The sequence below is a fragment of the Nonomuraea sp. NPDC003201 genome (assembly GCF_053590415.1).
Window position 1 is genome coordinate 1 of the sequence record NZ_JBSFTC010000340.1, and the last position, 11,124, is coordinate 11,124.

General features: G+C 71.7%; 11 protein-coding genes. 5 read left to right on the forward strand and 6 right to left on the reverse strand.

Annotated elements, in window-relative coordinates; all coding sequences use genetic code 11:
- On the forward strand, positions 1 to 1,585 hold a 1,585-nt coding region (locus ACWDX9_RS52845; RefSeq protein WP_449969562.1), incomplete at its 5' end, for an AbfB domain-containing protein.
- 182 nt (positions 1,586 to 1,767) lie between these two features.
- The gene (locus ACWDX9_RS52850; RefSeq protein WP_449969564.1) at positions 1,768 to 2,667 is read left to right on the forward strand and encodes a hypothetical protein; all 900 of its coding nucleotides are present in this window, start codon (positions 1,768 to 1,770) and stop codon (positions 2,665 to 2,667) included.
- On the opposite strand, the gene ACWDX9_RS52855 is transcribed toward ACWDX9_RS52850, so the two are convergent.
- The gene (locus ACWDX9_RS52855; RefSeq protein ID WP_449969567.1) at positions 2,653 to 4,263 is read right to left on the reverse strand and encodes an SMI1/KNR4 family protein; all 1,611 of its coding nucleotides are present in this window, start codon (positions 4,261 to 4,263) and stop codon (positions 2,653 to 2,655) included. The two genes, ACWDX9_RS52850 and ACWDX9_RS52855, sit on opposite strands and share 15 nt — an antisense overlap.
- A gap of 87 nt (positions 4,264 to 4,350) precedes the next feature.
- Here ACWDX9_RS52855 and ACWDX9_RS52860 point away from each other — a divergent pair, with 87 nt between their 5' ends.
- Both ACWDX9_RS52860 and ACWDX9_RS52865 read left to right on the forward strand, forming a co-directional pair.
- Positions 4,351 to 4,509 carry a hypothetical protein gene (locus ACWDX9_RS52860; RefSeq protein WP_449969569.1) on the forward strand — a complete coding sequence of 53 codons (159 nt, stop codon included), beginning with the start codon at positions 4,351 to 4,353 and terminating at the stop codon, positions 4,507 to 4,509.
- A 47-nt stretch (positions 4,510 to 4,556) separates the two neighbouring features.
- Positions 4,557 to 5,375 carry an MOSC domain-containing protein gene (locus ACWDX9_RS52865; RefSeq protein WP_449969571.1) on the forward strand — a complete coding sequence of 273 codons (819 nt, stop codon included), beginning with the start codon at positions 4,557 to 4,559 and terminating at the stop codon, positions 5,373 to 5,375.
- A 39-nt stretch (positions 5,376 to 5,414) separates the two neighbouring features.
- On the opposite strand, the gene ACWDX9_RS52870 is transcribed toward ACWDX9_RS52865, so the two are convergent.
- Both ACWDX9_RS52870 and ACWDX9_RS52875 read right to left on the reverse strand, forming a co-directional pair.
- Positions 5,415 to 6,749, reverse strand: coding sequence for a hypothetical protein (locus tag ACWDX9_RS52870; protein ID WP_449969574.1), 1,335 nt, complete (start codon positions 6,747 to 6,749; stop codon positions 5,415 to 5,417).
- Positions 6,750 to 6,838: 89 nt separating this feature from the next.
- Positions 6,839 to 7,723, reverse strand: coding sequence for a helix-turn-helix transcriptional regulator (locus tag ACWDX9_RS52875; RefSeq protein WP_449969577.1), 885 nt, complete (start codon positions 7,721 to 7,723; stop codon positions 6,839 to 6,841).
- Between the two features lie 114 nt (positions 7,724 to 7,837).
- Between ACWDX9_RS52875 and ACWDX9_RS52880 the strand changes: the two genes are divergently transcribed.
- Positions 7,838 to 8,536 (forward strand): SDR family NAD(P)-dependent oxidoreductase, encoded by a 699-nt coding sequence (locus ACWDX9_RS52880; RefSeq protein WP_449969579.1) that lies wholly within the window; start codon positions 7,838 to 7,840, stop codon positions 8,534 to 8,536.
- Between the two features lie 107 nt (positions 8,537 to 8,643).
- Here ACWDX9_RS52880 and ACWDX9_RS52885 read toward each other — a convergent pair whose 3' ends face one another.
- The 3 genes from ACWDX9_RS52885 to ACWDX9_RS52895 all read right to left on the reverse strand — a co-directional run bounded on the left by ACWDX9_RS52885 (position 8,644) and on the right by ACWDX9_RS52895 (position 11,023).
- Complete coding sequence (locus ACWDX9_RS52885) at positions 8,644 to 10,164, reverse strand: multicopper oxidase family protein (RefSeq protein WP_449969582.1); 1,521 nt, start codon at positions 10,162 to 10,164, stop codon at positions 8,644 to 8,646.
- 11 nt (positions 10,165 to 10,175) lie between these two features.
- Positions 10,176 to 10,640, reverse strand: coding sequence for a hypothetical protein (locus ACWDX9_RS52890; RefSeq protein ID WP_350738118.1), 465 nt, complete (start codon positions 10,638 to 10,640; stop codon positions 10,176 to 10,178).
- Between the two features lie 92 nt (positions 10,641 to 10,732).
- Positions 10,733 to 11,023 carry a helix-turn-helix domain-containing protein gene (locus ACWDX9_RS52895; RefSeq protein WP_449969585.1) on the reverse strand — a complete coding sequence of 97 codons (291 nt, stop codon included), beginning with the start codon at positions 11,021 to 11,023 and terminating at the stop codon, positions 10,733 to 10,735.
- Between the last annotated feature and the right edge of the window lie 101 nt (positions 11,024 to 11,124).

Consider the following 11,124-nt stretch of genomic DNA (forward strand, 5'->3'; position numbering starts at 1 on the left):
CGATGTGCCCCTGCTGGGCGGCGCCGAGCCCGCCGCCGCTGCCAGTCACCCCGGCCTGCTGCACACGCAGGCCGACTTCGACCGCATGCGTTCGATGGTCAACGCCGGAGCCCAGCCGTGGAAGGCGGGCTGGGACCGGCTCGTGGCCAACTCCCACTCCCAGAGCACCTGGACGCCCAACCCGCAGGCGACGATCGTCCGCGGCGGCGACGGCCAGAACTACGGCATCCTCTACAACGACATCCACGCCGCCTACCAGAACGCGCTGCGCTGGAAGGTCAGCGGCAGCACCGCGCACGGCGACAAGGCGCGCGACATCCTCAACGCCTGGTCCGGCACGCTCACCACGGTCACCGGCAACGCCGACCGGTTCCTGGCCGCGGGCATCTACGGCTACCAGTTCGCCAACGTCGCCGAGATCATGCGCGGTTACGGCGGCTTCGACCTGGCCCGCTTCCAGCGGATGATGCTCAACGTCTTCCACCCGCTCAACGAGAGCTTCCTGACCAACCACAACGACGCCTGCATCACCAACTACTGGGCCAACTGGGATCTGTGCTCCATGAACTCGATCCTGGCCATCGGCGTGCTCTGCGACCGGCAGGACCTCATCGACCGGGCCGTCACGTACTTCAAGACGGGCACGGGCAACGGCTCGATCGCGCACGCCATCCCGTTCCTGCACAGCGGCGGGCTCGCGCAGTGGCAGGAGAGCGGGCGCGACCAGGGCCACACCATGATGGGAGTCGGCCAGATGGGCGCCTTCTGCGAGATGGCCTGGAACCAGGGCATCGACCTGTACGGCTACGACGGCAACCGGTTCGCCAAGGCGTGCGAGTACATCGCCAAGTACAACCTGGGCGAGGACGTCCCGTTCACCGCCTACACCTGGGGCACCGGCCAGAACTGCGCGCAGCAGACGCACACCGCGATCTCCTCGGCGAGCCGCGGCGAGGTGCGACCCGTCTGGGAGACCGTCTACCACCACTACGCCGTCAGGCGCGGCCTGGCGATGCCGTACTCGGCCGCGTTCGTCGCCAAGGTGCGGCCGGAGGGCGGCGGCGGCGACTACGGGCCCAACAGCGGCGGCTTCGACCAGCTCGGGTTCGGCACGCTGACGCACGCCAGGGTCCCCGGCGCCGCCACCCTCCCGACGGGGACGACGAGGTCGCTGCGCTCGGTCAACTATCCCGCCCGCTACGCCAGGCACCAGAACGACCTCGGCTACCTGCACGAGGTAAGCGCCTCCAGCGACGCCCAGACCCGCCAGGACGCCACGTTCACGATCGTGACGGGGCTCGCCGCGCCGAACGGCTACTCCCTGCGCGCCGCCGACGGCCGCTACCTGCGCCACTCCGGCTGGCGGGCGCGCCTGGGCGCCGACGACGGCACCGCCGTGTTCAGGGCCGATGCCACCTTCTACGCCGTCCCCGGCGCCGCCAGTGGCTCGGTGCGCCTCGAATCGAGCAACTACCCCGGCCGCTTCCTGCGCCACCGCGGCTTCGAGCTCTGGGTGGACGCCTACGACGGCACGGCCGGGTTCCGCGACGACAGCTCCTTCACGGCCGTCACGGCCTGGGCCTGACCCCGTCACGGGCGGGCGGCGCCACCGTTCGGGTGCCGCCCGCCTATGGACAACGTTCTCTAGGGGCTACTGAAGGTGATCATGTCCTTCCTTTCCGGTTGTTTCCGGGAGATAGGCGGATCTTCACTGCTACCGTCCGGCCTTTCCGGCAGTAAACCCGAGAGAAAGAGAGACGGACCCCTATGTGGATCGCCTTGGGTGTGATCGTCGCCCTGGTCGCGGGCGTGGCTCTGTGGTGGAAGTTCCGAGATCCGCTCCGAGGCGAGGACTTCTACAAGTTCCACGTCGAACGCAAGTGGGCCTGGGAGCTCATCCTCGACGACGAGCAGGAGCGGGCCTTCATGGCCGGGCTCGAGGCGTACGACGAGGAGAGCACGGTCTTCCCGCACCGCGAGGCCGGTGCGCTGCGCGTCTACGACCCGTCCATGATGATCTCGCTGTTCCTGCTCACCGAGCAGTTCGCCGCGATGGGCCCGCAGGCCCTGGCCGACCCGGCGGGCGCCGTACGCCACCTGATCGACCGCGCCGCGCACAGCGAGACCGGCGGCGTGCTGCACCTCCACGACGACTGGATGGCCGAGCCGGTCGACGGCATGGACAAGTACGACTTCACCAGCGCGATGATGAGCGCCACGCACGCCCAGGGCGTGGACGGCGGCGTCGGCGGCTACGGCGACGAGGACGGCGGCTACGGCATGCTCACCGTGCTCGTGGAGATGCCGCAGCACGTGGCCCGCATGTACGACGACGCCCACAGCCACGCCGCCCCCGGCGAGATCCGCAACCGCCTCGACGTCTACAAGGCCGTGATCGAGGAGCCGGAGCCCGAGTTCGTGGCGGGGCTGGAGAGCGCCGACGCCGAGCGCAGCCGCTTCACGAACACGCTGATGTACGACTACGGCCGGGTGCTCGCCGGATACCGGTCGATGCGCCCGCAGATGCCGCAGGCGCAGCCGTCCGACGTCATGTCCATGGTCATGGCGCGCATGCTCTCGGACAGCCTGCCCGGCATGACCTGGACCCGTCAGCCGTCGACTGAGCAGTACCAGCGCGCCCTGGAGCTGATCTCAACGAGGGGCTGACCCGCCGCGGGTGAACCGGCCCGCGAAGGTCCGCACGTCCGCCGACCTGCCCGCCAGGTCGGCCGCCCACTTGACCGCCGTCCTCAGCGACGGCTCGGGGGCGTGGTAGGACCTGTCGACCGACCACCACCAGGCCCGCTCCCGGGGCGGCTCGGCGGCCAGCTCGGCCGCCGCCAGCCCCGCCGGGTGGCCCGCCCGCTCCCAGAGCTCCTCCCACTGCGCGCGGCGCAGGCGCAGGTAGAGCAGGTTCTTGAGGTCGGCGAGCACGCCGAGGTCGTTGACGGTGGCCTCGGACAGGTCCAGCCCGTACAGGCGCGGGCACGACACGAGCGGCGCCAGGTCCACGGGGTTCGCGGTACGCAGCGTCAGCAGGCGCAGCGTGGCCTGGCCCGCCAGCGGCCACAGGTCGATCGTGTCCATGGCCAGGTCGAGCAGTTCCACCGGCGTGTCGCGGAGCGGGCCCAGGCCCGCTCCGGGCACGTTCTCCACGGTGATCTGCCACAGCGTCGGCGTCCCGCGCAGGGGCCGGAAGTCGGCCCAGGGGGCGTTGAGCACCGTCAGGCGTTCGATCCCCGCGCGCATGCCGCGCATGGAGGCCGCGTCGGCGCCGGCGACGACCAGCGCGCGGGGCTCCTCCTCCGGCTCCTCGGCGTCGATCCACAGCTCGCCCTGCTCGACCCGGTACGCGCCCGCCCGCAGCGCGGCGACGTGCCGATGCAGCAGGCCGGTCACCGAGTCGGCGACGTAGACCGGGCCGTCGTCGTGGTGCACGCCCATGCGGATGACCTGGCCGGAGCGCCCGCCGGGGCCCGGCGCGAGGTCCACGGCCAGGAAGTCGCCGCCGGTGCTGGTGGCGAACGGGATCCAGCCCGGGTGGTCCGACGCCCGGCGCACCGCCAGCGGCGGGCCGGTGCTGGTGATCAACGGGGTGCGCAGGTGGTCACGCCAGGCGCGGCCCGCGGCCCACCAGCGGTTCTCCGGGCGGCTCTGGCTCACCAGCCTCTCCAGGCCGAACCAGGGGTGCCGGTCCAGCAGCCCCTCGCCGCCGTCGCCGTCGATGTGCGCGTACAGGGCACGGAGGTCGTCGGGGAGCCCCATCGCGAGCTCGGCCCGGCGCGCCTCCGGCAGCGCGGGCGGCGGCGCGTACGTGTCCCGTCCCAGGATCCGGTCCCGCTCCCGCAAATAGGCGCCGAGCAGCGCGACCGCCTCCCGCGGGTCCCCCGCCTGCGTGGGCTCCACCGGGCCCTTCTGGAACGCCGCCGGCTCGGCCGGGAGCGCGTGCCGGTCGAGCACGTACAGGAACCCGCCGCCCTGGGCACGCTCCAGCGACTCGCTGACCACCGCCTCGAACCGCCCCTTGGCCTCGACCACCAGCTCGACGGTCAGATGATCGCCGGCCGGCCCGGCCAGCGTGTGCACGGCGCACAGCTCGGCGTGCAGGTCGACGTCACCGCCGCCGGCGCCGGGCTCGTACGTCAGGCCGCTGTGCCCGGACCCGCCGGCGGTCGCGAACCCCCGCAGTTCGGCCCGGCGCCACTTCGGGGGCGCCGCGGCCGCGATCTTCTCGGCCATGGAACGGAGTACGTCGTCGATCACGCGGCCTTTCCCCACCCGACTCGATCTTGTGAACGGCCGGATCCGCACCCGGTCGCTTTGTCGGTGATGATCTCTAATCTCCCGCCCATGACACAAGTGATCCCGTTACCCGCCTGGCAGGAGCTCCGCGACCTCGTCGCCGACGAACGGGCCGGACCGGTGCCCTCCCCGTGGGTGTCCCGGATGCGGGAGCTCCTGGCGTCCGGGCATCGGCCCCGGACAGCGGGGGAGCGGCGGGAGTGGTGACATATTTGCCTCCTGACGGCCGTTACTGAACCGGATAAGCTTGGGCGGTGATCCTTGATCAAATCCTGATTTATCCGCTGAAATCGGGTCAGAGTTGGGCGCGGTCCGAGGCGGTCGTTCACCCCTGGGGTCTGGACGGGGACCGGCGGTGGGCGGTCGTCGACGAGAACGGCGACAACCTGTGGCTGGGCGAGTTCCCGCGCCTGGCGTCCGTCGCCGCGCACCCCACCGCCGAGGACGGTCTGCGGCTCGCGGCGCGCGGGATGGAACCCCTCACCGTGCCGCCCGCCACCGGCGCTGCCACGCGGGTCGGTTTCACCGGCCTGGACAAGGCGGTGCTCGCCGACGACGCCGCGCACGCCTGGTTCAGCGAGCTGCTGGGACGCCCGGCCCGGCTGGTATGGCTGGACGACCCCACGCGGCGGACGATCGACCCGGCGCACGGCGGGTTGCCGGGTGAGGTGGTGAGCTTCGCGTGGGACGCGCCGCTCCTGCTCATCTCGGAGTCGTCCGCGCTCACCCTGGACGGGTGGCTGGCCGAGGAGGCCGCCAGGCACGGCGAGGATCCGCCCGGGCGGTTGTCCCGGGTACGGTTCCGTCCCAGCGTGATCATCGAGGGCGCGGAGGCCTTCGCGGAGGAAGGCTGGCGCGAGGTGCGGATCGGCGACGTCCCCTTCCGGGTCTCGGAGATCTGCGACCGTTGCGCGGTGACGACGATCGATCCGGAGACCCAGGTGAAGGGCAAGGAGCCGCTGCGGACGCTGGCCCGGCACCACAAGTGGGACGGCAAGACCTGGTTCGGCATCCGCCTCGTCACCCTCGAACCGGGCACGATCCGGGTGGGCGATCCGGTCAGCGCCCGCTGACCGGATCGATCGCGCACCGTGGCCGGCGAGGTGCCGGGCTCAGCAGTCGAGGTTCGGGCAGTTCAGGGCGAGCACGAGGCGGTCGCTGTCGTAGATGGCGTCGTAATCGCCGCGGAACTCGTTGACCAGCCATATCTCTCCGCCGGCCGGCCAGTAGGCGACGTTCTGCGCGTTGCCCGGGGCGGTGGTCATGTAGTGGACGTCGAGCGTGCCGCGGTCGGCGGAGATCGTGACGCGGTGCAGGCAGGACTTGCGGAAATCCCCTGAGATGTTCGCCGTGCCGCCCGGCATGTAGGTGACGGCGGGCGCGCCGTCGGGACACAGCCCGACGAGGACGCCCTTGTCGCCGGTGAACACGCCGCCCTGCAGCTCCCAGACCGGGCTGGTCCATCCCTCGGTGGGGTGGACGAGCCCGTCGGAGCCGGTCCTGAGCAGGGCGGTGGACGGGTCGAGGGGCCAGCGCAGGATCTTCCCGCCGGAGGCGCCCCTCTTGTATTCGACGGTGGTCAGGTGGTCGGCGCCGCTCCGATCGAGCGAGACGCCGTTCAGGCAGGGCCTGGTCAGGTCGAGGCTGGCGCACACCGCCGGGGAGTCGAGCCGGTAGTAGCCGATCTGCGGCAGGGCGAAGCCGGAGTACGCCGCCGAGCAGACGCCGCTCACGCAGCCGACGTTCCCTGACGTGGTGGAGTTCATCTTCCAGAAGTGGGTGAGGTCGAAGACGCGGACCAGCCGGTCGCCGCCGGAGACGTCCGGGTCGCCGCCGGTGACGAGGAAGAGCTTGTTGCCGTACCACGAGATGCCGTCGGCGTGGGTGGCGATCTCGTGGAAGCCCTCGGCGGTGCCGTCGGGTTCGACCAGGACGACGTGGCGGTAGGGGGCTCCCGACATTCCGGCGGTGACGTCGACGAAGGTGACCCTGGCGAGCCGGTTGGCTCCGTACTCGTGGGAGGCGCCGCTGCGCCAGCTCACCGCGACGATCTTCCGGCCGGCGCAGCCGTCGCAGGGCGGGTAGAGCACCGAGCCGTTCATGCCGTCGCCGCTGCCCGTGATCCCCTGCGGGAACCAGTTCGCGGTCGTGTCGTCGGTCGCGTTCCAGCAGAATCCGCTGACCGGGACGGAGACGTGGAGGTCGGTGGGGTGGCAGATCGCGCGGGTGGAGTAGCCGCCGGCGATGACGGTGTCCATCCGCACCTTGGTCACCGGCAACGTGGAGACCACCGCGTCACGCGCCGACAGGGTCGAGGTGAACGCCAGCGGCCGGACCTGAGCCAGTTGCGCGGCCGTCAACGCGTAGCCGGTGGCCGCCTGGGCGGGCAGGGGGACGGCCAGCAGGGCGGTGAGGAGCAGGACCAGTGCGGCTAATCGCGTGACCACAGGTGGCCTCCGTTGTTATGAAGGTTTCCTGCATTACTAACATCAACTTGGAGGGTGGTCAACGACATAGGGGAGCAATCGGGGGCTACTTAGTGAGGACTCCTCCTAATGTGGTGGTTCGGGGTCGGTGGGCCGGCGATGGCGGTGAGGCGGAGCCTGGTCTCGTCCTCGCTGCCGGGCACGGCGGTCATGATGACGATCTTGAGCTCGGAGTCGCCGTCGGTCAGGATGTCGCAGTCCACCGTGACCGGGCCCACCGACGGGTGGTAGATCGTCTTGTGGTCCTCGCGGTGCGCGGCCACCTCTCCGGTCGCCCACAGCTCGGCGAACCTCCTGTTGCCCGCGTTCAGCTCGCGGATCAGCGTGGCCAGGCGGCCGTCCTGGGGGAAGCGGCCGGTGGCGCGGCGCAGGTCGGAGACCACGGCGGCGTCGGTGGCGGCGCGGTCCGCCTCGGTCACCGGCCACAGAGCGAGGTGCGCGGGGCCGGCGTCCACCGGGAACCGGTCGCGGGCGAAGTTGCGCAGCCGCGGCGGCGCGGCGGAGGGGTCGCCCAGCAGGGCGGCCCACCCGCGGTTCCACCACACCAGTTGCCAGTCCGCCGCGAACACGGCGACCGCCACGTCCCCGAGGCGGGCGAGCACCCGCTGCACGCCGGGCGGAAGATGGTCGGAGATCGCGCCGCCCGCCGGCGGTACGAGCCGGGCCAGCCGGTACAGGTGGTCCCGCTCGGCGGTGGACAATTGCAGGGCCCGCGCCAGTGACGCCACCACCGACGCCGACGGTGTCGTGGCCCGCCCCTGCTCCAGGCGCACGACGTAGTCGACCGATACGCCGGCCAGGTCGGCCAGCTCTTCGCGGCGCAGCCCGGCCGCCCGGCGCCCCCGGGACACCGGCAGCCCGGCGGCCGACGGGGGCAGCCGATCCCGCCACGTGCGGATCATCGCGCCCAGTCCGGTCCCGGGTGTCGTCGGCATGACCTCCATCCTCATGCATCCCCGGTCGTGCGTGGGGGCGCGAGGGTGGTACCGGTCTTCCTACCGTCGAAGCGTCCCTGGTCCGCCTCCTTCGCCGGGACCAGTATCGAACGCATGACGATCACCTTCATCACCGGAGCCAACAAGGGCCTCGGCCGCGAGACCGCCCGCCGCCTGATCGACTACGGCCACACCGTGCTCGTCGGAGCCCGCGACCGCGAGCAGGGCGAGGAGGCCGCCGCCGCGCTCGGCGCACGCTACGTCCCCATCGACGTGACCGACGACGCGTCCGTGGCCGCCGCCGCCGCGAACGTCGCCGAACACGAAGGCAGGATCGACGTCCTGATCAACAACGCCGGCGTCCACGGCCCCGCCGGCGACCCCGGCGACCTCACCGCCGCCGACGCCCGCGCCGTCCTCGACGTCAACGTCATCGGCGTCGTCCGCACGACCACCGCTTTCCTGCCGCTGCTGCGCCGCTCGGACGCCCCTGCGATCATCAACGTCAGCAGCGGCATGGGCTCCCTCGCCTTCACCCACGACCCCGGCCGGCCCGAGTCGCACATCATCGCGCCGCTGTACACCTCCTCGAAGGCGGCGCTGACGATGTTGACCACGCAATACGCGAAGGGGCTCAAGGGCATCCGCGTCAACGCCGCCGACCCCGGCTACACCGCGACCGACCTCAACGGTCACAGCGGCCCCCAGACCGTTGCCGAGGGCACGGACGCGATCGTCGCCCTCGCCACCGAAGGGCCCGGCGCCGGCACCGGACGCTTCGTCTCCCGCCATGGCGAGATCGCCTGGTCCTGAGACCGGGCCGTGCCGAAACCGCCCCGAACCGGTGGAATGCGCCGCCGCACGTCGTCGCCGCCGGCCGGCGCCTGGTGCTCGCTTATCGGGCGAACGCCCGATAGGGCTCACTCGGGCTTGTTGTCGGCCGAGCCGCCGACCGTGAACCGGGTGGTGACTCCCTCGTACATCAGATGGGCCGTGAGCCCTTCGGAGGCGTGGGGCAGGTTGTGGCAGTGGTCCATCCAGACGCCGGGGTTGTCGGCGACGAACGCGATCTCGTACGTCTGGCCGATCCCGACCTCGAGGGAGTCCACCCACCAGGGGCTGCCGGTGGCGGCCACGCCGTCGCGCGTGAGCACCACCGCGTGGTGGCCGTGCAGGTGCATGGGATGAGCCTCGCCGCTGTTGTTGGAGATGCGCATCCGCACCACGTCACCCTCGGTCACGTGGAACATGGGCACGTCGGGGTACAGGTGGCCGTTGATCGTCCACCACACTCCGGGGACCCCGTCGAGGAAGCCGGGGCGGCGGCCCACGTCGTACTCGAAGCGCCGGTCGGGTTCGGCGGGGTCGAACCCGAGCGGCGCCCGGGTGCCGTACGTGAGCGGGTCGAGCGTCGCCGCCGGTCGCGGCACCGGGGGCGCGTCGTACGACGTCGAGCCGAGCACGACGCCGGCGGGACCGCCGAGGTGGATCCGCACGGGGGAGCCGTCGGCGGGCATGGTGACCTCGAGGTCGGCGCGTCCGCCGGCGGCCACCGCGACCGCCTGGTCCCGCACCTGCGCCGGCCCGCTGACCTCGGTGCCGTCCACGGCCACGAGCCGGTACGGCGCGCCGCTCACCCAGGCAGGCATGACGCCGTACTCGGTGTTGATCACCCGTACCCGGGTCCGCGCGCCGGGCGCCGCCTTGACCTGGACGTCGCCCTCGCGCCCGTTGACGGTGCGGACGCCGCCGTACAGGTGCACCAGCGCCACGACGTCTTTCACGCCGGCGGTTTTGGCCGGCGCGACGACCAGCGCTCCGAGCAGGCCGCCGCGGACCTGTTCGTGTGACATCTGGTGCGAGTGGTACCAGAAGGTGCCCGCGCGGTCGGCGACGAACCGGTAGGTGAACTCCTTGCCGATGCCGACCGCGTCCTGGGTGACGCCAGCGACGCCGTCCGCGGCGTTGGGGACGTCGACGCCGTGCCAGTGCAGCGTGATGCCGCCCGGCACCGACTCGTTGACCAGCCTGACCTGGACCAGCCGGCCCTGGACGGCCTCGATGACCGGGCCGGGCGACTGCCCGTTGAGCGTGTAGCCGTCGAAGTCGCGGCCGGAGGCCAGCCGGAACCGCTGCTTGCGGGCCACCACGGTCACCGTGACGTCGGCCGGGCGGTCCGCGTCGGCGACCAGTTCCGTCACGTCGCGCCCGCCATGTTGAGCAGGGGCGTGGGTTGCGGCGCCTCCCATCGCATGCGCCCCGTGGTTCTGGGCGCCTCGCGGCCCGCCGCCGTAGTCCGCGTACCCCATGTCCATGACGGAGTACGCGGACGGCAGCAGGCTGGCCTGCCAGAGCCAGATCAGCGGCCCGAGCACGGCCGCCGTCGCGGCGCACGCGACGGCGGTGCGCACCCGGCCGCGATCCGGGCGGTTGCGACGCATGGGACGCGCCGTCAGCCGCGGGCCGCGTGCTGCGACCCCGGCACGGCGGCCGAGGTCACGGCCGCGCCCCGGCGTGCCGCGTAGAGCGCCACGGTGAACAGCAGCAGCGCGTTGAGGCCGTGCACGAGGCCCACCATCGGGATGCTGTGGCCGACGAGGCCGAAGGTGATCTGCAGGACGACCAGCAGCAGCACCAGCCCGGCCGCCTTCACGGCCCCGGGGAGCTTCGCCCAGAACGAGGAGATCAGCAGGAGCAGCGCGAGGACCGGGATGACGAAGATCCCGTTCATGCCGTGGATCATGAGCCCGAGGGCCTCGGCGAACGGCGTCTCGCCGCTCTCCATGAGCGTCTTGTCGACCACGCCGCCCCCTTCGACCCACAGGCCGAGCCCGGCGTCGGCCCAGACCACCATCGACGCCTGCACGGCGACCTCGATCGCCACCAGGTAGGCCAAGACCTTGTAGACGTTTTTCATCGCATCCTCCCTGTCCGGTGTTGTCGCGAGTCACGTTAGGGAGGGTGACTTGGGGCGGAATGGTGGCAGACTTGGGACGGACTGAGAAGAGGTCAGACCGGTCGTGCCAGTCGATACTGGGTGGGCGTGACGCCGTACGAGCGGGTGAACCAGCGGGTGAGGTGGGCCTGGTCGGTGAACCCGGCCTCGACGGCCACCCGGGCCGCCGGATGGCCCTGGGCGAGCAGGCGGCGGGCGGCGCGCAGCCGCAGCTGGCGCTGATAGTCGCTGGGCGCGAGCCCGTAGGCCGTGCGGAAGGCCCGGTAGACGGCGTACCGGCTGGAGCCGGTCCAGGCCGCGAGGTCGTCGGCGCTGATCGGCTCGGCGTGGCGGTCGTGGATCAGCTCGCGCGGGGTTGTGCCGTCGTACGAGTCGGCGCCGGTCGATTGCTTCGGACATCCTCGCCTTTCCTTGGATCTTGAGTTTCAGCTGCTGAGGTCCCTCA

Bases quoted from the DNA above. Each gene is read 5' to 3' on its own strand.
- ACWDX9_RS52850 (WP_449969564.1), top strand. From the start codon at position 1,768: ATGTGGATCGCCTTGGGTGTGATCGTCGCCCTGGTCGCGGGCGTGGCT.
- ACWDX9_RS52880 (WP_449969579.1), top strand. From the start codon at position 7,838: ATGACGATCACCTTCATCACCGGAGCCAACAAGGGCCTCGGCCGCGAG.
- ACWDX9_RS52860 (WP_449969569.1), top strand. From the start codon at position 4,351: ATGACACAAGTGATCCCGTTACCCGCCTGGCAGGAGCTCCGCGACCTC.
- ACWDX9_RS52885 (WP_449969582.1), bottom strand. From the start codon at position 10,164: ATGCGTCGCAACCGCCCGGATCGCGGCCGGGTGCGCACCGCCGTCGCG.
- ACWDX9_RS52875 (WP_449969577.1), bottom strand. From the start codon at position 7,723: ATGCCGACGACACCCGGGACCGGACTGGGCGCGATGATCCGCACGTGG.
- ACWDX9_RS52890 (WP_350738118.1), bottom strand. From the start codon at position 10,640: ATGAAAAACGTCTACAAGGTCTTGGCCTACCTGGTGGCGATCGAGGTC.